Raw genomic sequence first — 21,279 nt, 5'->3', positions numbered from 1 at the left:
TTTCCTACAGAACCGCCTTCGGATAGGAGCCCAGTACCTTAATGGTATTGCCGTCGGCTTCCAGAGTCTCCAGCACTTCGGTGAGCGTGGCGTCCGCTTTGTGACCTTCACAGTCGACGAAGAACACATAGCTCCAGTTGGCGATGCGCGAGGGCCGGCTCTCCAGACGGGTCAGGTTGATGCCCTTGTCCCGGAACGGCCGCAGCAGATCGGACAGCAGCCCCGGGCGATTCTTGCCGGAGATCAGCAGGCTGGTCTTATCGCGGCCGGAGGGCGGGGTGTCCTGGCGGCCGATGATCAGGAAGCGGGTGGTGTTGTCCGGGCGGTCCTCGATGTTGCGCTGCACCGGCTCCAGATCATAGAGCTCGCGGGCCATGTCGCCGGCGATGGCCATGGCGTTCCATTCGTCCTTGAGCCGCCGGGCGGCCTCTGCGTTGGAACTCACCGCCACCCGCTCCACGGCCGGCATGTGCGCGTCCAGCCACTGGCGGCACTGGGCCAGGGTCTGTTGGTGCGAGTAGATGCGCGTCACCTTGTCGCGGCGAGTGTGCGGGCCGGCGAGCAGATGGTGGTGGATACGCAGCTCCACCTCACCGCAGATCTTGAGGTCGGAGTTCATGAACGAATCCAGGGTGTGGTTCACCATGCCCTCGGTGGAGTTTTCCACCGGCACCACGCCGAAGTGCACGGCGCCCGCCTCCACCTCACGGAACACCTCGTCGATGGCGCCCAGCGGCACGCTTTCCACCGCGTGGCCGAAATGCTTGATCGCCGCCTGCTGGGTGAAGGTGCCCTCCGGGCCCAGAAACGCCACGCGCATGGGCTGTTCCAGCGCCAGGCACACGCTCATCACCTCGCGGAACAGGCGCGCCATGGATTCCGCGTCGATCGGGCCCTTATTGCGTTCCTTGATGCGGCTCAGTACCTGGGCCTCCCGCTCCGGGCGGTAAAACACCGGCTCGGCATCCTCGCGGCGCTTCACTTCGGCCACCTGGTGGGCGAGCTCGGCGCGGTGATTGAGCAGATCCTGGAGCTGCTGGTCCAGGGCGTCGATCTGATCTCTCAGCTTGTCCAATGATTCGGTCATGTCAGGTTCCGCCTGGGCGCGCCACGGCTGGCGAGTGCGCGCGCACCCGCCTTATCCGTTGCGTTTTTCGAAGTCCGCCATGAAATCTATCAGGGCATCCACGGCCGTTTCCGGTACCGCATTATAAATGCTGGCGCGCATGCCGCCGACACTGCGGTGGCCCTTGAGGTTGCGCAGCCCGGCGGCGTCCGCCTCGGCCAGAAACGCCTTGTCCAGAGCGCTGTCGGAGAGAATGAAAGGCACATTCATCCAGCTGCGCTGGGTGGGCGCCACCGGGTTGCTGTAGAAGCCGCTGGCGTCGATAAAACCGTACAGCTTGTCCGCCTTGCGCCGGTTGATCTCGCCCATGGCGTCCACTCCGCCCTGCTCCTTGAGCCACTGGAACACCAGGCCGGCCAGATACCAGGCAAAGGTGGGCGGCGTGTTGTACATGGAGCCGTTCTCGGCGTGGGTCTGGTAGTTCATCATCGCCGGCACCGAGGCGCCGGCCCGGCCGAGCAGGTCCTTGCGCACGATTACCACGGTGATCCCGGCCGGGCCGATGTTCTTCTGCGCGCCGGCGTAGATCAGGCCGAAGCGGCTGACATCCAGCGGACGCGACAGGATGGTGGAGCTCATATCCGCCACCAGCGGCTTGTCCACCTCGGGCACGAAATCGAACTCCAACCCGCCGATGGTTTCGTTGGGGCAGTAATGCACGTAGGCGGCGTCGTCGGACAGCCGCCAGTCGCTCTGCGCCGGTGCATAGGTGAAGTTGCGGTCCTCGCTGGAGGCCGCCACATTGATCTCGCCGAAGCGGCGCGCTTCCTTGATCGCCTTGCTGGACCACTGGCCGGTGTTGATGTAATCGGCGCGGCCCGCATCGCCGAGCAGGTTCATGGGCACCATGGCGAACTGGGCACTGGCGCCGCCCTGCAGGAACAGCACCGCGTAGTCGTCGGAAATCCCCATCAGATCGCGCAGGTCCTTTTCGGCCTGCTCCGCCATGGCCACGATCACGTCATCGCGGTGGCTCATTTCCATCACCGACATGCCGGTGCCACGGTAATCCAGCATTTCCTCGCGGGCCCGCTGAAGGACCGCTTCCGGCAAGGCCGCCGGGCCGGCGCAAAAGTTATAAGCGCGGGACATTCGATTCTCCGGATATTAGCGGCTGACGCCGCGATACAGGATTCAGGATGAAGGATACAGGGGATGGCAACGTGCCCGCCCTTCAACCTGTATCCTGCATCCTGTATCGAGCGGCCATGCCGCCCTCTCTTCTATTTACTCTTCGCCGCCGTCCGCCGGGGCGTCTTCGGCACCCTCGGCACCGTTTTCTTCGGCGGCGCCCTCTTCCAGCTCGTCGTCGTCCACGTCCAGTTCCGGAATCGGCGCCAGACCGGACAACGCCTCGCCCTCGCCAAGACGGATCAGACGAACACCCTGGGTGTTGCGGCCCAGATGGCTGACTTCGTCCACGCGGGTGCGCACCAGGGTGCCCTGGTTGGAGATCAGCATGATGTCCTCATTGCCGAACACCTGGGCGGCGCCCACCAGCGGGCCGTTACGCTCGTTGACCACCATGCCGATCACACCCTGGGTGCCCCGGCCCTTGGTGGGGAACTCGCTCAGGTCGGTACGCTTGCCGTAGCCGTTCTCGGACGCGGCCAGCATCTGCCCGCCTTCCTGCGGCACCATCAGCGCGATCACTTCCTCGCCCTCGGCCACTTTCATGCCACGCACGCCGCGGGCGGTGCGGCCCATCACCCGGACCTTGGATTCCTGGAAGCGGACCACTTTGCCGTTGCCGGCCACCAGCACCACGTCTTCGTCGCCCTGGGTAATGGCCACGTTGACCAGGTGCTCGCCCTCCTGCAGACGCACGGCGATCAAGCCGTTGCTGCGCGGCTTGGCGAACTTGGCCAGCTCGGTGCGTTTGACCACGCCGTTGGAGATCGCCATGAAGATGAACGGCCCTTCGGCGGCCTGCGGCTCGCTGTCGGCGCCCTCGGCTTCCATGTCTTCCACCACCTCGGCGGCTTCGCCGTCGATGGCCGTCGCGTCGGCGTCGGTCTCGTCCTCATCATCGCCGCCGGCGCGCTGGCGGACCATTTCGGCGTCCAGACGCAGAATGGCGGTGATGCGCTCCTCGGGCTTGAGCGCCGGAATCAGGTTGACGATCGGCTTGCCACGGGAGGCGCGGCCGCCCTGGGGCAGCTCGAACACGCGCAGCCAGTAGACCTTGCCTTCATTGGTGAAGCACAGAAGGGTGTCGTGGGTGCCGGCCACCAGCAGCTGCTCGACGTAATCCTCGTCCTTCAGCTGGCCGGCGGACTTGCCGCGCCCGCCGCGCTTCTGCGCGCGGTAGGTGTCGATCGGCTGGGTCTTGGCGTAGCCGGAATGGCTGAGCGTGACCACCACGGTTTCCTCGGCGATCAGGTCTTCCATGCTCAGATCCAGCCGCGAGGTCTGGATTTCCGTGCGGCGCTCGTCGCTGTACTCCGAACGGATCGCGTGCAGTTCGTCGCGGATCACCTGCATCAGGCGGTCCGGGTCGGCCAGGATCAGCATCATTTCGCGAATCTGGTCCAGCAGCACCTGGTAGTCGGTGATCAGTTTTTCCCGTTCCAGGCCGGTCAGTTTCTGCAGGCGCAGATCGAGAATCGCCTGGGCCTGCTCCGGGCTCAGGTGGTAGAAGTCGTCGCGCAGCCCGTAGTGCTCATCGAGACCGTCCGGGCGGGCGGCGTCTTCGCCGCCGGCGCGCTCCAGCATGGCCAGCACGTCGCCCGGCGCCCAGCCCTTGGCGAGCAGTTTTTCCTTCGCCTCGGCGGCGCTCGGCGAGCCTTTGATCAGTTCAATCACCGGGTCGATGTTGGCCAGCGCCACCGCCAGACCTTCCAGCAGGTGGGCCTTTTCGCGGGCCTTGCGCAGTTCGTACACGGTGCGGCGGGTCACCACCTCGCGGCGGTGACGCAGGAAGGCGTCCAGCAGCTCGCGCAGGTTCAGGGTGCGCGGCTGGCCGTCCACCAGCGCCACGGTGTTGATGCCGAACACGGTCTCCATCTGCGTCTGCTGATAGAGGTTGTTGAGCACCACTTCCGCGTTCTCGCCCCGGCGCAGCTCGATATAGACCCGCATGCCCTGCTTGTCGGATTCGTCGCGCAGCTCGGTGATGCCCTCGATCTTCTTTTCCTTGACCAGCTCGGCGATTTTCTCGATCAGCCGGGCCTTGTTCACCTGATAGGGCAGCTCGTGAATGATGATGGCTTCCTTGCCGCTCTTGTCGGTCTGCTCGATCTCGGCGCGGGCACGGACATAAATACGGCCCCGGCCGGTGCGGTAGGCCTGCACGATCCCGGCACGGCCGTTGATGATGCCGGCGGTGGGGAAATCCGGACCCTTGATGTATTCCATCAGGTCGTCCGGCGTCAGGCTGTCGTCGTCGATCAGCGCCAGGCAGCCGTCGATCACCTCCCCCATGTTGTGGGGCGGGATATTGGTGGCCATGCCCACGGCGATGCCGGAGGAGCCGTTGACCAGCAGGTTGGGCACCCGCGTCGGCATGACGTCGGGAATGCGCTCGGTGCCGTCGTAGTTGTCCACATAGTCGACGGTTTCCTTGTCCAGATCGGCCAGCAGCTCGTGGGCGATCTTGGCCATGCGCACTTCGGTGTAACGCATGGCGGCGGCGGAGTCGCCGTCGATGGAACCGAAGTTGCCCTGCCCGTCCACCAGCATGTAGCGCAGGGAGAACGGCTGGGCCATGCGGACAATGGTGTCGTACACAGCGGAATCGCCGTGGGGGTGATATTTACCAATTACATCACCCACCACACGGGCGGACTTTTTATAGGGTTTATTCCAGTCGTTGCTGAGCTCGTGCATGGCGAACAGCACGCGGCGGTGCACCGGCTTGAGGCCGTCGCGCACATCCGGCAGAGCCCGGCCCACGATCACGCTCATGGCGTAATCCAGGTACGACTGTCTGAGTTCGTCCTCGATGTTGACGGGAGTAACTTCTTTGGCGAGGTCCGTCATGGCGTTCCTTATATCCCTCGGTGGCGTGGATAGCGACCCGCGGAAGCCCCGGTCGCGGAGCTCCTAAAAGCCACCGATGATAGCACAGCTTTGCCGCCTCTAAATAATTCCCATCAACCCCGTCACCACAAGCCCGGCGCCGGCATCGGACGAGGCTGGCCAGACAGGTTATACTCGCCGCCGGACCGACCGGGCCGGGCCCGGTCTCACGCCCACTTCCGCGCGGAGAAGGAGCCGTCAGCGATGCAGGACAAGCCGTCAGCGATGCAGAATCAGCCGTCCCCGGATCACCAACACGCCGACCTCATCATCAAAGCCGGCTGGATCGCGCCGGTGGCCCCGGAAACCGGCGCCCTCGCCGATCACGCCCTGGTGGTCCGCGGCGACACCATCGTCGACCTGCTGCCGACGCCCCTGGCGGACCAGAAATGGCGCGCCGACGAGGTGGTGGAGCTGGGCAACCACCTGCTGATCCCCGGCCTGGTGAACGCCCACACCCACGCCGCCATGAACCTGTTCCGCGGCCTGGCCGACGACCTGCCGCTGATGACCTGGCTGGAGCAGCACATCTGGCCGGCCGAGGGGCAGTGGATGAGCGAAGCCTTCGTGCGCGACGGCACCCGTCTGGCCGCCGCCGAGATGATCCGCTCCGGCACCACCTGCTTCGCCGACATGTACTTCTTCCCGGAGACCACCGCCCGGGTGGCCATGGAGGCGGGCCTGCGGGCGGTGCTGTTCTCGCCGATCCTGGACTTCCCCACCCCCATGGGCGCCGGCCCGGACGACTATCTTCGCCTGGCCACGGAGGCCGCCGATAACTGGCGCCATGAACCCCGGGTGACCATCGGCTTCGGCCCGCACGCACCTTATACCGTTTCCGACGGCCCCCTGGAGAAGGTGCTCACCCTGGCCGAGGAACTGGACGCGCCGGTGATGATGCACGTGCATGAAACCGCCGGCGAGATCCACCAGGCGGTGGAGACCAGCGGCGAGCGGCCGCTGACCCGGCTCAAGCAACTGGGCCTGCTCAACCCGCGCCTGCTGGCGGTGCACATGACCCAGCTGCTCGACGAGGAAATCCAGTGGCTGGCGGAGACCGGCAGCCAGGTAGTGCACTGCCCCGAGTCCAACCTGAAGCTGGCGAGCGGCTTCTGCCCGGTGCAGAAACTGCTCGACGCCGGCATCAACGTGGCGCTGGGCACCGACGGCTCGGCCAGCAACAACGATCTGGACATGGTCGGCGAGACCCGCACCGCCGCCCTGCTCGCCAAGGGCGTGAGCCTGCGCGCCGACGCGGTGCCGGCGGCCACCGCCCTGCGCATGGCGACCCTCAACGGCGCCCGGGCGCTGGGCCTGGAAAGCCGCACGGGTTCACTGGAAATCGGCAAGCAGGCGGATATGATCGCCGTCGACCTGGGTGCCCTGGAGACCCAGCCGGTCTATGACCCGGTGGCGCAACTGGTGTACGCGGCCACCCGGGACCAGGTCACCCACAGCTGGGTCGCCGGGCGCTGCTTGATGGCGGACCGCCGGCTGACCACGCTGAACGCGGCGCTGATCGCCAAGAACGCGGCCGAGTGGCAGCGCAACATCGCGCCCAACAATGACCGCGCCAACAACGAGAGTCGATGAGGGACACCCGATGAACCAACCCAACGTGGACAGCGGCGAAATCGCCAAATTCAACGCCCTGGCGGAACGCTGGTGGGACCCGAACTCGGAATTCCGCCCGCTGCATGATATCAACCCGCTGCGGCTCAATTACATCGACGAGCGCCTCGGCCTGCCCGGCAAAAAAGTGATCGACATCGGCTGCGGCGGCGGCCTGCTCTCCGAGGGCATGGCCCGGCGCGGTGCCACGGTCACCGGCATCGACCTGGGCGAGGCGCCCCTGGCGGTGGCGCGCCTGCACGCCGAGAAGAGCGGCGTGCAGGTGGAATACCTGCAGGTGCTGGCCGAAGAGATCGCCGAGCAGCGCGCCGGCGAGTACGACGCCGTGACCTGCCTGGAAATGCTCGAGCACGTGCCCGACCCGGCGTCGGTGATCCGCGCCTGCGCCAAACTGGTGAAGCCCGGCGGCCAGGTATTCTTCAGCACCATCAACCGCAACCCCAAGGCGTTTCTGTTCGCCATTGTCGGCGCCGAATACGTGCTGAGGCTGCTGCCGCGCGGCACCCATGAGTACGCCAAGCTGATCCGCCCCTCGGAGCTGGCCGGCTGGAGCCGCGACGCCGGGCTCGATGTGCGCGACACCACCGGCATGACCTACAACCCGGTGACCCAGGTGTACAAGCTCAACCGCGACGTGTCGGTGAACTATCTGATGCACGCGGTGCGCCATGCTTGAGGCGGTCTTCTTTGATCTCGACGGCACCCTGGTGGACACGGCGCCGGATTTTTACGTGGTGCTCAATCAGCTGCTGCGCGACCACGGCCGGCCGGCGGTCAGCTACCAGGCGGTGCGCGCCACCGTCTCCAACGGCGGCCGGGCGCTCACCGAGCTGGGCTTCGGCCTGGCGCCCGGGGACGCCGGCTTCGACGAGCGGCTCAATGAGCTGCTCGACGCCTACGGCGGCCGCCTGGCGGTGGACACCCGTCTGTTCGACGGCATGGCCGGGACCCTGAGCTGGCTGGAAGACCAGGGCCTGCCCTGGGGGGTGATCACCAACAAGCCGGAGCGCTTCACCCGCCCGGTGCTGGCCGGCCTGGGCCTGCTCGACCGCTGCGCCTCGGTGATCTGCCCGGACCAGGTGCGCGAGCGCAAACCGGACCCGGAAGGCCTGCTGATGGCGGCCGGCGCCGTGGGGGCCAACCCCACCCACTGCGTCTATGTGGGCGATCATTTGCGTGACATCCAGGCCGGACTCAATGCGAAAATGATCACCGTCACCGCCGGATTCGGCTACATCGACGCGGACGACAACCCGCGCGCCTGGCCGGCCGACTATTTTGTGGAACGCGGCGAGCAACTGCTGCCGCTGCTGAAAACACTGTGAAGAAGTAGGTACAGTCGAAATGGACATCAAGGAACTCAACGGCCTGGCGGCCAATTACCAGTGCCCGCCGGACGCCTTTAAGGATCGTATTATTCTGGTTACCGGCGCCGGCGCCGGTATCGGCCGGGCGGTGGCCCTGGCCCTGGCCGCCCACGGCGCCACCGTGATTCTACTGGGCCGCACCCAGAGCAAGCTGGAAGCGGTGTACGACAAGATCAAAGCCGCCGGCGGGCCGGAGCCGGCGCTGGCGCCGGTCAACATGGAGGTGGCGCGGCCCGAGGACTACCAGGAGCTGGCGACCCTGTTCGGTCGCGAATTCGGGCGCCTGGACGGGGTGCTGCACAACGCCTCGGTGCTCGGCGACATCACGCCGCTGGAGCGTTACGGCGCGGACACCTGGGATTCGGTGATGCGCGTCAACGTCAACAGCGCCTTCTATCTGACCCAGGCGCTGCTGCCACTGCTGCGCAACAGCGACGACGGCCGCATCCTGTTCACCTCCTCCAGCGTGGGCCGTAAAGGCCGGGCCTTCTGGGGCGCCTACGCGGCGTCCAAGGCGGCCACCGAAAATCTGTCGCAGACGCTGGCGGAGGAATTGGAGAACACTTCCAAAATTCGCGTGAACACCATCAACCCGGGCGCCACCCGCACGGATATGCGCGCCCTTGCCTATCCCGGCGAAGACGCGGAAAAATTGAAAAGCCCGGAACAGATTGTGGCCAGTTATTTGTATCTGCTGGGCCCTGAAGGGGCCGCGATCAACGGCCAGTCCCTGGACGCCCAGCCCCGCTGATACCGGGAGCGGCCGAGGCCGCTCTCCGTTTCACCCGATCTTGACCTCAGCGACATTCCGGTATGTCTGACGAGCATCCGGTCGTGGTCATCTCCATGCTATTACTGCCGGCGACCCTCTCGAATAATAATCAGGGATAGCCATGTTTCGTTTTCTCCTCGCCTCATTGATTCTAACGCTGTCATCGCTGTGTATCGGCGCGGAAGAACTGCGCCTGTCGCAAGAACAGCAGCAAAAAATGGAACAACTGCTCCCCGGAGTGGACGTTGACCAGGATCTGGTTCGCTCTCTGGCGGATATTTTTTATTCCCGTGACATGCCGGTGCGCGTGCGGCTTGGCGCCATCGCCAAGCTGGTGGGCATCGACCAGATGCCGCCGGGCACCGCCCTGAACCGCAAGATATGCATCTGGGATATCGCCGGACGCAACGGGCCGGTGTTCCAGGCGGCCATGGAGCAGCGCGCCATGGCGCTGGAATACGGCATCGACCTGGAAATGATCCCGTTTACCAACGAAACCATTCTGGTCGAGGAGCTCAAGGCCGGGCGCTGTGACGCCGGCCTGATGAGCGGCATGCGCGCGCGCCTGTTCAACAGCTATACCGGCACCATCGACGCCATCGGTGCGATCCCGGACAACCAGCACATGCGCACCCTGCTGCAGGTGCTGGCGCACCCCAGCCAGGCCGGGCGCATGGTCCAGGGTGAGTACGTGATCATGGGCATCTTCTCCGGCGGCGCCGCCCATGTGTTCGTCAATGACAAGCGCATCAGTTCGCTGGCCAAGGCGGCCGGTAAAAAAGTGGCGGTGCTGGATTACGACAAGACCCAGTCGGAAATGGTGGCCGGCATCGGCGCCACGCCGGTGCCCTCGGACATCGTCAGCGCCCCCAATAAATTCAATAACGGCGTGGTCGACATCCTCGCCGCGCCGCTGATCGCCTATGAATTGCTGGAACTCTATAAAGGCATGGAGCCCGACGGCGGCATCGTCAACTATCCGATCGCCCAGATCAGCATGCAGCTGGTGGGCCGGCTGGACAAATTCCCCAATGAAGTGGCGCAGCTGATCCGTGAAGCCTCCTTCGAGGCCTACGACGAGGTGCGGGCACGGGTAAAAACCGAGGAAGACCGGGTGCCGGACCGCTGGTGGATCGAGATCCCCGCCGACGAAAAGCGCGAATACGAAGCGATGATGCAGGAAGCGCGCGACACCCTGCGCGAACAGGATTACTACGACGGTCGCATGCTGGACCTGCAAAGCCGGATTCGCTGCAAGTTCGATCCGTCCCGTGGCGAATGCTCGAATAACAAGTAAACCGCACCAGGAGGTCGTGTGCAGATAACCCGTCTATTGCGTAACACCCTGCTCGGCGTGGGCGCCACCCTGGCCTTCGCCGTGGCGCCGGCGTCCGCGTCCGACGCCGCCCTGCGGGACACCGTCTACAACGACGCGCTGCCCATGACCGAGCGCGTCGACGCCATGCGCGAACTGACCGGCCTGGGCAAAGCCGGCAATGACACCCGCAAGATCTGCATTTGGGACATTGTCGGCCGCAACGGGCCGATCTTCTCGGCGGCCCAGGACCAGCGCGCCAAGCTGCTTGAGTACGGCATCCAGCTGGACCTGGTGCCCTATACCGACGAGCGGGTGATGGTGGACGAATTCAAGGCCGGCCTCTGTGACGCGGCGCTGATGAGCGGCCTGCGCGCCAGGCTGTTCAACACCTACACCGGCACCATCGACTCCATCGGCGGGCTGCCCACCCAGCAGCACATGCGTATTCTGCTGCAGGTGCTCGCCAACCCCGCCTCGGCGGAGCACATGGTGCAAGGGGATTACGTGGTGGCCGGTATCGCCCCCGGCGGCGGCGCCTACCTGTTCGTCAACGACAAGAAGATCAACAGCCTGGCGGCGGCGGCGGGCAAAAACGTGGCGGTGCTGGACTACGACCCCGTGCAGGCGGAGATGGTCGGCCAGGTGGGCGCCTCGCCGGTGCCCACGGACATCGTCAACGCGCCCAACATGTTCAACAACGGCGTGGTGGACGTGCTCGCGGCGCCGCTGGCGGCCTATGAGATCGTCGAGCTGTACAAGGGCATGACCCCGGACGGCGGCATCGTCAACTACCCGATCGCGCAGATCAGCATGCAGCTGGTGGCCCGCCGCGACCGCATCCCCAACGAAGCCGCGCAGCTGGTGCGCGAAGTGTTCTTCGAGAGCTATCAGCAGATCATTGACCGGGTGCACGAAGAGACCAAGAACATCCCCGGCCGCTGGTGGATCGAGATTCCGGACGACGACAAGCGCGAGTACGAGGTGATGATGCGGGACGTGCGCCTGCAACTGCGCGAGCGCGGCTACTACAGCGCCGACATGCTGACCCTGCAGCGCCGCATCCGTTGCAAGCTGGATTCGTCGCGGGCCGAGTGCGCCGACCCGCAGGAATAGGCGCCGGAGCCGCTCAGTGGAGCGGCTCGTCCCCGGGCAGCTGGTCCAGGGTGCCGAACAGGTCCACGCGCTGGTCGCTGAACATATCCAGCTCCGGCGCCAGCGCCTGCACGTAGCGGTCGAAATAGAGGAACTGTTTGAGCAGCAGCGCGAACTCGCGGGGGAAGCGGATACCATGCCCCTCGCCGATGCGCACCAGATCGGTGAGCAGCTGATTGACCTCGCGGTCGTTGCGGTCGGCCTGCACCAGGGCGCTGGCGTCCACGTCCGTGAGCCGGTCCTGCAGCGCGGAAATGTCCCGCGCCAGGGCGTCCACGTCCACCTCTTCGCTGGTCATGCCCACCATCGCCATGGCGCGCGCCATGGCGGGCACGTCGCCGCTGCCGATCGCTTCGAAGAACGCCATCATGCCCTGCCAGGCTTCCGGGCGGATACGCCCCACCATGCCGAAGTCGATGAACCCCACCCGGCCGTCTTCCAGCAGCATCAGATTGCCGGCATGCACGTCGGCGTGGAAGAAGTCGCACACCATAAGGCTGGAGAACCAGGTGTTCAGCGCGGTGATCAGGGTGCCGGCCGGGTCGTCCGTGTAGCGCCGCAGCACCTGCAGATCGGTGAGCGGTACGCCGTGGAAGCGCTCCATGGTGAGCACCCGCTTGGTGGTGTGCGAGGCCACCGGGCGCGGCGCCACCGCGGCCACATTGCCGGTTTCGGCGAGGAAGCGGTTGAACGCGTCCAGATTGCGGGCCTCCTGCAGGAAATCGCACTCTTCGAGCATGCCCGCCTGCAGCTCCTCGATCACGCCGGAGAGCGCTGAGCGGGACAGGCCCGGCGCCAGCGACTCGACCAGGCGCGCCGACGCGTAGAGAAAGTTGAAATCGGTGAGCAGCACCTGACGCACGCCGGGGCGCTGGACCTTGATCACCACGTCGGCGCCGTTCTTCAGGCGGGCCGCGTGCACCTGGGCGATGGAGGCGCTGGCCAGCGGCTTGGGATCGACCCATTCATACAGGGTGTCCAGGGGGGCGCCGAGCTCCGCTTCCACTGTCTCGCGGATGTAGTGAAACGGCAGCGGCGGCGTGCGATCCAGGCACTTCTGGAATTCGCTGACGTATTCCTCCGGAAACAGCGACGGCGAACTGGCGATGAACTGACCCAGCTTGATGTAGGTGGCGCCCAGGGACTCAAAGGTGCGGCGCAGGTGCCTGGGCAGGGCTTCGCGGTCGCCCAGCAGCCAGCCCAGACCCTGGCGGCCGACCACGCCCACCGTTTCGAAGACACGGAACGCGCCGCGGGCGGTGTTGCGCACCAGGGCCAGGCCCTCCCGCTCACGGGCAAGGTTTGCGCGCATTTCATTAACGATGGTGTCTTTGCTCATTACATCTACCTAGAGTTCCGTTGAAAGAGTCAACACCGCCCGGGCCGGCCACCCGGGAGCGGGCCGGGATCGTGACGCTAACAGATTGAAAAATAAAGCATAAAGACGAAGGCTCCTGAAGTTCCCCGAAGGCATTGGCTGTTCCGACACAAGAGCCGAGACCCAGGGTCATTATCAGCGACGTGCCGCGAACTCATGATCGCAAGCCTAGCATTAGGTTTGTAATGGCTTAGGTGCTTTTTTGTAATCGGCGCTTGTGCCAACTCAACAAGGTTGGGTACTGTCATCGACGCCGTGAGAACAATAAAAAGGAGCTCAAGGAATGCGTTCTCTACTCAATAAAATCGCGCGCCCCGCGCGTGCTCTCATCGCCGGTGGCGTGATCACTGCACTTTCCGGTTGTGGCATCATCTACAAAACCACTGGTGACGTTCTGGTCAGCTTCGGCCAGGCGGAACTCGCCCCCCACTTGCTCGCCTACGACGACGTGCGCATGGGCTGCATCACCGGCGAGGCACAGACACCGCTGCTGATGTCGTTCAGCGAAGTGGGTTCCCACCCGGAAAAACTGGGCGTGATGACCTACACCACCGCCGCGGTGTGCGCGGAGCAGATGGCGCTGGAATCCGAGCTCAGCTATCTGCGCGCGGTCAACGACGGCCGGGTGAGCGAAGCCCAGGACGCGCGCATTCAGCAGAAGCGCTGGTCCAAGATCGCCGCCAAGCGCCTGCTCAAGTCCTACGAACTGATGGACGAAGTCTACGGTCCGCTGGACGAGGGCGAATGCCCCAAACTCAACCACGAGCTTGACCAGATCGTCTGGCTGGTGGGTAACATCGCCGGCGTTCAGGCTCTGGTCGCCGACGGCGCCGCCGACGGTTCCGTGGGCGTGCCGCGCAACATCGTGGCCAAGGTCGAGCGTAACGCCAAGTGCCTGGACAGCGACGACTGGTGGGGCGCGCCCCAGGGTCTGCGCGCCGCGGTCTGGACCATCCTGCCGCAGCTGGCACCGGAAGGCGCCCAGCCCTGGCAGACCCTGGAACAGTCCGCTGAAAAAGGCTTCGAAAGCGGCGTCCGTCTGGGCAGCGCCTTCTACGCCATCAGCGCTTACGGCAAAGGCAACAATGACCGCCTGCGCACCGCGATCCGCGATTTCGCCGCCAACGGTGAAAACATCAATGAAGACTACGCCATGATCGACGCCATCGCGGAAATCCTGATAACCGGCCTTTCCGACCGTCTCTGGACCGAGAACACCGGCAAGCGTACCCCGCTCAACGGCCTCGGCACTTTCTGGGACGACGCTCCCAGCGAACCGACGATGAACATCGACGATCTGCTGTAGCCCCTATTAAGGCAAGCGGTTATAAGCGCGGGCCCTTCACGGGCCCGCCTTCCAAATAGACAAGAAGTAAGCAAGGAGAGAAACCGATGCGCGTTTTCAAAGCCTTAGCGATGGCGGCGGTGACGACGGTGGGCCTGGCCTCCATGTCCGCCCAGGCCGCCAACACCGAGCGCAGCCTCTGCGTATTCGATATCATCGGTGCCAGCGGTGATGTGTATAACATCATGAAGGACTACAAGACCCAGGCGGCCGGTTGGGGCGTGGACCTCAAGCTCAAGCCCTACACCGACGAGAAAATCGCCGCCGAGGACCTGAAGGCGGGCCAGTGTGACGGCGCCGTTCTCACCGGTCTGCGGGTGCGTCAGTTCAACAGCTACGCCGGCAGCTTCGAAGCCGTGGGGGCGATCCCCTCCTACAAGGAACTGCAAACCGTGTTCCGGGTGATGGCCAGCGGCAACGCGTCCATCAACAAGCAGCTCAAGCAGAACGGTTACACCATCGCCGGTTTCGCTCCCATGGGCGCGGCCTATCTGTTCGTTAAGGACCAGAGCATCGACACCGTCGGTGAGCTGTCCGGTAAATCCATCTCGGTGATGGAATACGCCCCGGACCAGGCCAACATGGCCTCCCAGGTGGGCATGTCCCCGGTACCGTCGGACATCACCAACTTCGCCGGCCGTTTCAACAACGACTCGGTGGATATCTGCTTCGCCCCGGTGGTCGCCTACTCCGCCCTGGAACTGTACAAGGGCATGCAGCCGGACGGCGGTATCGTTCGCTACACCCTGGGTCAGCTGACCAACCAGATCGTATTGCGCAGCGACAAGTTCTCCGACGAGTTCGCCGCCAAATCACGTACCTGGATGCTGGGCCAGTTTGATCGCGCCATGCAGGTGATCCGCAACGCCGAGAACGAAGTGGATGACAAGTGGTGGATCGACATCCCTGAAGAAGACAAACGCCGCTACAACGAAATGCTGCGCGAAGCCCGCGTGAACATGACCGAGAGCGGTATATATAACAAGGACCTGATGGACCTCCTCCGCAAGGTGCGCTGCAAAACCGAACCGAGCCGGGCGGAGTGCACCTTGGCGATGGAGTAATCACCTCGCCGGACGCGAACCAACGGGGCCTCACCGGGCCCCGTTTTCTCTTTATATGTAGTACGCACGCTGGCGCCGCGGGCGAGCCTCGGTGCCGGTAAGGTGATAGTGCCGTTTGAAAACGGCATAACAATAACCGGGTGAATAATGGAAAAACCTCAGTTGACCGTGGCCAGGCGTTCGGTGGGGGAGTGGTTATCATCGCTGCCCACCCTGTTCATTCTTCTGACCGTGATCTTTTTATCTTCGGGTCAGATTATCCACTCCCAGCTTCTCAAAATCGGTGAAAACACCTGGGACGAATACTTCCTGTTGCGTGGCGCCGGCATGGTGTCCGAGCCCACCTGTAATCCCGACCCCGATATCAACCAGCGGGTCCGGGAAATCGTCGAGCAACGCAAAGCGGAAGCCGCCAACGATCCTCTTGGGGATATCCTGGGCGGCTCGTCCGTGGATCCGGACGCGATCAGGGGCTCGCTTGAAGCGTCCAGGGAGAATTGCCGCAACAAGTGGGACCGCTTCAAAATCGTCGAGGAAAAGGTCACCCCGGCGGTGATCATGTTCCGCAATATCGAGGGCGGCGTCGCCAAAGTGGTGTCCACGCTCGGCGACTATAAACGTCTTCTGCTCTGTCTTCTGGTGATGATCTGCGCGATCACCGCCACACTCGCCCGACACCATATTTCCTTGCGCCCGTCGCGCACCAAAAAGGACCATGTCGTCACCACCACCGCGCAATTGATTGCCAACGCGGCACTATTGATGTCGGCGACGGTGTACCGCGCGGAGGAGGTGGAAGCCATCGCTTCCGGCGTGACGGTGAGCAACTTCTACCTGCACCAGTTCTGGATCGCCGGCTTCGCGTTACTGACGGCGGCCTCGATTTATCAGTTGATCCGACCGCCCAAGGATCTGGAAACCGGCGGCTCCTGGCCCAAGGCGTTCCTGACCATCCCGCTGTACAGCTTTATGTCGCTGACCGCGGCGGCGCAATTCGCCAGCCAGGGCTATTACCACGGCATCAGCGTCTATCTGAACATGATGATGGAGCTGTCCACCCTGTTCCTGAATCTGGCGTTGTATATCTGGATCGGCATGCTGCTCAAGCAGACCAAGCTGGCGCATCTGGTGTTCGATATCCTGCGGCCCTGGAAGATGTCGCCGGAGCTGATGTGTTTCGTGGTCCTGGCGGTTGCCGCCATCCCCACCGCCTATACCGGCGCTTCCGGTATCTTCGTTATCGCGGCGGGTGCCACGATCTATCAGGAACTGATTCGGGTGGGCGCCCGCAAGCAGCTCGCCCTGGCCGCCACCGCCATGTCCGGCTCCATGGGTGTGGTGTTGCGTCCCTGCTTGCTGGTGGTGATTATCGCCGCGCTCAACAAGAGCGTGACCACCGCCGAGCTGTTCTCGTCCGGCTATAAGATCTTCTTCCTGAGCCTGTTCCTGTTCTTTATCTACAGCCAGTTCGCGCGCACCTCGCCGGCCCGCATCGCTCCGTTCACCGAAGCACTGCCCAAGAGCCTCAAGCGCATGGTGCCGCTGATGCCCTACGCGATCATCGTGGGCGCCATCCTGGTGCTGTTCAGTGATGTGCTCGGCCGTCAGCTCGACGAATTCTCCGCCCCCATCATTCTGCCCGTGATGATGATCGGCATTCTCTTCTACGAGAAGCTCAGCCGCCATCTGCTGCACCTGTTCACCCTCTTCCTGGTGCCCATGGTGGTGATGTCCTTCATGGGTATCTGGGAGGGTTATCAAGCGCTGACCAGTGGGCAGGTCCCGGTGGGCGTGTCCGCCGCGGAGCTGGAAGACATCCTGTGGGCCGAATTCTGGCGCAACATCTTCCTGACCGCCTTCATGGTGATCCACTACCTGGTGAAAACCGGCGATCAGGACCCGCACTATCAGCCTGAAGCCGGCGTCTCGGAGAAGCTGGAAGGCTCCCTGCGCATGGCCACCAATGAAACCACCGGTCACATCGGTGCCCTGCTGATGCTGATGGCCCTGTCGGTAAGCACCGGCGGCATCATTGAACGCTCCGGCCTGCTGGAGATGCTGCCCGAGGTGTTCCCGTCGATCTGGGTGGCGATGGGCATCCTGGTGGCGACCATGGTGATCATCGGCATGATCATGGACCCCTACGGGGCGGTGATCCTTGTCAACGCCACCATTGCCCAGGTGGCCTTCAATAACGGCATTGATCCACTGCACTTCTGGATGATCACGCTGGTGGCCTTCGAGCTGGGGTACCTGACACCACCGGTGGCCCTCAACCATCTGCTGACCCGACAGGTGGTGGGCGACGACGAGGTGGAGAGCGCCAAGCTCAGCACCGGCAGCTTCTTCCGGCGCTATGAGAAGTTCCTGCTTCCCATCGCGACCATGCTGACCGCGCTGCTGATCGTGTCGTTCCTGCCGCTGGTTTCCGACGGCCTGCACGAGTGGCTGTTCCAGAAAATCCAGTCCGGCGGCTGATCACGGCCACCACTCGGCAATACCCACAAGGGCCGCTTTCGCGGCCCTTTTTTATGGCAATGCGGAGGGCTCCGGGCGATTTGGATAGAGAACAAAAAAGAGCTAGACTGGTCAAAATAACAACAATCATGACTAAAAAAATAAAAAAGGAATGCTCCCATGACGGAACGGACCCTGGGCATGCCCCGACGCACGCCCACTGAATGGTTTTCCACCCTGCCGACGCTGTTGCTTCTTCTGATCGTCGTGTTCCTGTCCTCCGGACAGATCATCCACTCGCAATTGCTCAAGATCGGTGAAGCCACCTGGCAGGAATATTTCATGCTGCGTAGCGCCGGCGTCATGCCGGAGCCGACCTGCAACCCTGACCCGAACATTGACCAGCGCGTTCGCGAAATCGTCAAGCAACGCCAGGCCGAAGCCGCCGGCGATCCGCTGGCCGGCATCCTCGGCGGTGCGTCCGTGGATGAAAGCGCCATCCGCGGCTCGCTGGAAGCCACCCGTGATAACTGCCGGGCGAAACTGGAGCGCTACCAGACCGTACAAGAGAAGGTGACGCCGGCGGTGATCGCTTTCCGCAACGTGGAGGGCGGCGTCGCCCTGGTGGTGTCCACGCTGGGCGAGTACAAGCGCCTGTTGCTTTGCCTGCTGCTGCTGATCTGCGCCACAACGACAACCTTCCAGCGCCACCATATCGCGCTGCGGCCGGCGCGCACCGATAGAGATCACCTGGTGTCACTGAGCGGCCAGCTGGCGGCCAACGCCTTGCTGCTGGTGTCGGCGATCGCCTATCGAATCCAGGATTCGGAATCGATGGCCGCCGGCGTCACCGTGGATAATTTTTATCTGCACAATATCTGGATCGCCGGCTTCGGCACCCTCACCCTGGCGTCCCTGTACCGGCTGCTGCGCCGCCCGCGCGATCTGGAGCCGGGCGGTTCCTGGGCCAAGGCCTTTCTGACCATCCCGCTGTACAGCTATATGTGTCTGTCGGCGTCGGCGCAGTTCTTTTCCCAGGGCTATTTCCACGGCACCAGCGTCTATCTGAACATGATGATGGAGCTGTCCAGCGTGTTCCTGAACCTGGCGCTGTATATCTGGATCGGCATGATGCTGAAACAGACCCGCCTGACGCATATTTTCTTCGACGCCCTGCGCCCCTGGCGCATGTCGCCGGAGCTGATGTGCGTGGTGGTGCTGGCGATCGCCGCCGTGCTCACCGCCTATACCGGTGCGTCCGGCATCTTCGTGATCGCCGCCGGCGCGACCATCTACACCGAGCTACGACGTGTCGGCGCGCGCAAGCAGCTGGCGCTGGCGGCCACCGCCATGTCCGGCTCCATGGGCGTGGTGCTGCGGCCCTGTCTGCTGGTGGTAATAATCGCGGCGCTCAACAAAAGCGTCACCACCAGCGAGCTGTTCGCGTCCGGCGCCAAGGTGTTCGCGCTCAGCCTGTTTATTTTCTTTATCTACAGCCAGTTCGCCCGTACCACCCCGGCACGCATCGCGCCGTTCTCGCAAGCCCTGCCGGCGAGCCTAAAACGGATGATCCCGTTGACGCCCTACGGCGTCGTGGTGGGCGCCGTGGCGGTGTTCTTCAGTGACGTTCTGGGACGCCAGCTGGACGAGTTTTCCGCGCCCATCATTCTGCCGGTGATGCTGCTGGCGATTCTGGTCTACGAAAAGTTCAGCCGTCACACCCTGCATCTGTTCAGCGCCTTTCTGGTGCCGATGCTGGTGCTCTCCTTCATGGGCATCGCGGAGGGCTACCAGGTGCTCGTCAGCGGCGAGATCCCCGGCGGCACCTCCGCCGCCGAGCTGGAGGCCGCGCTGTGGAGCGAGACCTGGCGTAACCTGCTGATGATCCTGTTCCTGGGCGTGCACTATGGCGCCGCCTTGTTGTCCCGGAACAACAGCGACCCGGTGGCCGATTACCCGCCCGAGGAAGGCGTCTCCGAGAAATTGGAAGGCAGCCTGCGCTTCGCCACCGGCGAAACCGCCGGCCATATCGGCGCCATGTTAATGTTGATCGCCCTGTCCGTGGGCACCGCGGGTATCATCGAACGCTCCGGGATGCTGGAACTGCTGCCGGACGCCTTCGCGTCGATCTGGATCGCCGGCCTGTTCCTGGTGGTGGCCCTGGTGCTGGTGGGCATGTTTATTGATCCACTGGGCGCGGTGATTCTGGTTAACGCCACCTTCGCACCGCTGGCCGCCGCCAACGGCATAGCGCCGTTACACTTCTGGATGATCGCGCTGGTCGCCTTCGAGCTCGGCTATCTGACGCCACCGGTGGCGCTGAACCACCTGCTCTCACGACAGGTGGTGGGCGACGACGAGGTGGAAAGCGCCAGGCTCTCCACCGGTACCTTCTTCCGACGCTATGAGAAATTCCTGCTGCCGATCGCGGTGATGCTCACCGCCCTGCTGATCGTCGCCTTCCTGCCGCTGCTGTCCGACGGACTGCACGACTGGCTGTTCCAGAAAATCCAGACCGCGGCCTAGGGGAGGGAAATACTATGAGCCAGACCGACGTTATTACCCTGCCCAAAGTGCTGAGCAAAGTACCTGAAGTGGTGATGAATCTGCCGGGCCTGATCAAAGGCTCCCGGATGAGCAAGATCACCGACACCACCAGGCCGCTGGGGTTGGGCGTGGCTTTCGAGAAGGTGGCGGCGAACAATCCGGACGGCCTCGCGGTGATTTACCGCGACCGCCGCTACACCTATCGCCAGTTCAATGCCTGGGCCAACCGCATCGCCGACTACCTGGCCTCCATCGGCCTGAAGAAAGGCGACACCGTGGCGCTGGATATGGAGAACCGTCCCGAGTTTCCGGCCACGCTTATCGGCTGTGCCAAACTGGGCGTGTGCGCCGCTCTGATCAACACCTCCCAGAAAGGGAAAGTGCTGACTCACAGCTTCAACCTGGTGAAACCCAAGGCGGCGATCATCGGTCAGGAACTGGTGGAAGTGATCCAGGAAGTACGCGATCACCTGGACCTGAAGGAAAACTTCTTCTACTTCGCCGACCAGGACACCCTGGCCGACCCGGGCACCGCCCCGGAAGGCTTCACCAACCTGGCGACCGCGATCCAGGGTTGTTCCAGCGAGAACCCGGAGAGCACCCACCAGACCTTCCTGCGCGACCCGCTGTTCTACATCTGCGCCTCCGGCACCACCGGCATGCCCAAGGCGGTGGTGTTCAACCACGGCCGCTGGGAGAAGGCCCACGGCGGGTTCGGCTTCTCCTCGGTGCGGCTGACGAAAACCGACCGGCTTTATTGCACCCTGCCGTTCTATCACGCCACCGGCCTGGTGGTCTGCTGGGCCTCGGTGATCGCCGGCCAGGGCTGCCTGGTTCTGGCCAGGCGCTTCTCCGCCAGCCGCTTCTGGGACGACATCCGCAAGCACAACTGCACCGCCTTCGGTTACGTCGGCGAGCTGTGCCGCTACCTGCACGAGCAGCCCCGGAAACCCGGCGACGGCGACAACCCGGTGCACACCATCGTCGGCAACGGCCTGCGGCCCGGCATCTGGAAAGCGTTCAAGAACCGCTTCGGCATCCGCCGGGTGGCCGAGTTCTATACCGCGTCGGAAAGCAACGTGGCCTTCACCAACGTGTTCA

15 protein-coding genes are annotated in these 21,279 nt (G+C 63.8%); 11 read left to right on the top strand and 4 right to left on the bottom strand.

The window, feature by feature from the left end:
• Window positions 1–4: 4 nt before the first annotated feature.
• From pheA to gyrA, 3 genes are all read right to left on the bottom strand, one after another.
• Window positions 5–1,087 (bottom strand): prephenate dehydratase, encoded by a 1,083-nt coding sequence (gene pheA / locus ISO4_RS14530; RefSeq protein WP_194856679.1) that lies wholly within the window; start codon window positions 1,085–1,087, stop codon window positions 5–7.
• A 51-nt stretch (window positions 1,088–1,138) separates the two neighbouring features.
• Entirely contained in the window at window positions 1,139–2,218 is a 1,080-nt protein-coding gene (serC, locus tag ISO4_RS14525) for a 3-phosphoserine/phosphohydroxythreonine transaminase (RefSeq protein ID WP_142949125.1), read from the bottom strand.
• Between the two features lie 135 nt (window positions 2,219–2,353).
• On the bottom strand, window positions 2,354–5,107 hold the full coding sequence (gene gyrA, locus ISO4_RS14520; RefSeq protein ID WP_194856678.1) for a DNA gyrase subunit A: 2,754 nt from the start codon (window positions 5,105–5,107) through the stop codon (window positions 2,354–2,356).
• Between the two features lie 243 nt (window positions 5,108–5,350).
• Here gyrA and ISO4_RS14515 point away from each other — a divergent pair, with 243 nt between their 5' ends.
• From ISO4_RS14515 to ISO4_RS14490, 6 genes are all read left to right on the top strand, one after another.
• Entirely contained in the window at window positions 5,351–6,739 is a 1,389-nt protein-coding gene (locus tag ISO4_RS14515; protein ID WP_228548163.1) for a TRZ/ATZ family hydrolase, read from the top strand.
• 10 nt (window positions 6,740–6,749) lie between these two features.
• The gene (gene ubiG, locus ISO4_RS14510) at window positions 6,750–7,454 is read left to right on the top strand and encodes a bifunctional 2-polyprenyl-6-hydroxyphenol methylase/3-demethylubiquinol 3-O-methyltransferase UbiG (RefSeq protein WP_194856677.1); all 705 of its coding nucleotides are present in this window, start codon (window positions 6,750–6,752) and stop codon (window positions 7,452–7,454) included.
• On the top strand, window positions 7,447–8,103 hold the full coding sequence (locus ISO4_RS14505; RefSeq protein WP_194856676.1) for an HAD-IA family hydrolase: 657 nt from the start codon (window positions 7,447–7,449) through the stop codon (window positions 8,101–8,103). The genes ubiG and ISO4_RS14505 overlap by 8 nt, the downstream gene beginning before the upstream one ends.
• 19 nt (window positions 8,104–8,122) lie before the next feature.
• Window positions 8,123–8,896 (top strand): YciK family oxidoreductase, encoded by a 774-nt coding sequence (locus ISO4_RS14500; protein ID WP_142949130.1) that lies wholly within the window; start codon window positions 8,123–8,125, stop codon window positions 8,894–8,896.
• Window positions 8,897–9,038: 142 nt separating this feature from the next.
• The gene (locus tag ISO4_RS14495) at window positions 9,039–10,214 is read left to right on the top strand and encodes a putative solute-binding protein (protein WP_194856675.1); all 1,176 of its coding nucleotides are present in this window, start codon (window positions 9,039–9,041) and stop codon (window positions 10,212–10,214) included.
• 24 nt (window positions 10,215–10,238) lie between these two features.
• Entirely contained in the window at window positions 10,239–11,348 is a 1,110-nt protein-coding gene (locus tag ISO4_RS14490; RefSeq protein WP_407647935.1) for a putative solute-binding protein, read from the top strand.
• A gap of 13 nt (window positions 11,349–11,361) precedes the next feature.
• On the opposite strand, the gene ISO4_RS14485 is transcribed toward ISO4_RS14490, so the two are convergent.
• Window positions 11,362–12,726, bottom strand: coding sequence for an ABC1 kinase family protein (locus ISO4_RS14485; protein ID WP_194856673.1), 1,365 nt, complete (start codon window positions 12,724–12,726; stop codon window positions 11,362–11,364).
• 322 nt (window positions 12,727–13,048) lie between these two features.
• On the opposite strand from ISO4_RS14485, the gene ISO4_RS14480 reads away from it, so the two are divergent.
• The 5 genes from ISO4_RS14480 to ISO4_RS14460 form a co-directional block, all read left to right on the top strand.
• Window positions 13,049–14,071: a hypothetical protein gene (locus ISO4_RS14480; RefSeq protein WP_194856672.1), complete on the top strand. Its 1,023-nt coding sequence runs from the start codon at window positions 13,049–13,051 to the stop codon at window positions 14,069–14,071.
• An 86-nt stretch (window positions 14,072–14,157) separates the two neighbouring features.
• The gene (locus ISO4_RS14475) at window positions 14,158–15,174 is read left to right on the top strand and encodes a putative solute-binding protein (RefSeq protein ID WP_142949134.1); all 1,017 of its coding nucleotides are present in this window, start codon (window positions 14,158–14,160) and stop codon (window positions 15,172–15,174) included.
• A 147-nt stretch (window positions 15,175–15,321) separates the two neighbouring features.
• Complete coding sequence (locus ISO4_RS14470; RefSeq protein ID WP_194856671.1) at window positions 15,322–17,652, top strand: TRAP transporter large permease subunit; 2,331 nt, start codon at window positions 15,322–15,324, stop codon at window positions 17,650–17,652.
• 159 nt (window positions 17,653–17,811) lie between these two features.
• Complete coding sequence (locus ISO4_RS14465; protein WP_194856670.1) at window positions 17,812–20,157, top strand: TRAP transporter large permease subunit; 2,346 nt, start codon at window positions 17,812–17,814, stop codon at window positions 20,155–20,157.
• Between the two features lie 14 nt (window positions 20,158–20,171).
• Window positions 20,172–21,279: AMP-binding protein (locus tag ISO4_RS14460; protein WP_194856669.1), on the top strand; the 1,108-nt coding region annotated here is incomplete at its 3' end.

The sequence above is a fragment of the Alloalcanivorax venustensis ISO4 genome (genome assembly GCF_015356855.1).
In the GTDB taxonomy this organism is placed as follows: domain Bacteria; phylum Pseudomonadota; class Gammaproteobacteria; order Pseudomonadales; family Alcanivoracaceae; genus Alloalcanivorax; species Alloalcanivorax venustensis.
This window is presented reverse-complemented; position numbering and strand designations above follow the sequence as displayed.

Bases quoted from the DNA above. Each gene is read 5' to 3' on its own strand.
- gyrA (WP_194856678.1), bottom strand. From the start codon at position 5,107: ATGACGGACCTCGCCAAAGAAGTTACTCCCGTCAACATCGAGGACGAA.
- ISO4_RS14495 (WP_194856675.1), top strand. From the start codon at position 9,039: ATGTTTCGTTTTCTCCTCGCCTCATTGATTCTAACGCTGTCATCGCTG.
- ISO4_RS14470 (WP_194856671.1), top strand. From the start codon at position 15,322: ATGGAAAAACCTCAGTTGACCGTGGCCAGGCGTTCGGTGGGGGAGTGG.
- serC (WP_142949125.1), bottom strand. From the start codon at position 2,218: ATGTCCCGCGCTTATAACTTTTGCGCCGGCCCGGCGGCCTTGCCGGAA.
- ISO4_RS14485 (WP_194856673.1), bottom strand. From the start codon at position 12,726: ATGAGCAAAGACACCATCGTTAATGAAATGCGCGCAAACCTTGCCCGT.
- ISO4_RS14465 (WP_194856670.1), top strand. From the start codon at position 17,812: ATGACGGAACGGACCCTGGGCATGCCCCGACGCACGCCCACTGAATGG.
- ISO4_RS14475 (WP_142949134.1), top strand. From the start codon at position 14,158: ATGCGCGTTTTCAAAGCCTTAGCGATGGCGGCGGTGACGACGGTGGGC.
- ISO4_RS14480 (WP_194856672.1), top strand. From the start codon at position 13,049: ATGCGTTCTCTACTCAATAAAATCGCGCGCCCCGCGCGTGCTCTCATC.
- ISO4_RS14500 (WP_142949130.1), top strand. From the start codon at position 8,123: ATGGACATCAAGGAACTCAACGGCCTGGCGGCCAATTACCAGTGCCCG.
- pheA (WP_194856679.1), bottom strand. From the start codon at position 1,087: ATGACCGAATCATTGGACAAGCTGAGAGATCAGATCGACGCCCTGGAC.
- ISO4_RS14505 (WP_194856676.1), top strand. From the start codon at position 7,447: ATGCTTGAGGCGGTCTTCTTTGATCTCGACGGCACCCTGGTGGACACG.
- ISO4_RS14515 (WP_228548163.1), top strand. From the start codon at position 5,351: ATGCAGGACAAGCCGTCAGCGATGCAGAATCAGCCGTCCCCGGATCAC.
- ubiG (WP_194856677.1), top strand. From the start codon at position 6,750: ATGAACCAACCCAACGTGGACAGCGGCGAAATCGCCAAATTCAACGCC.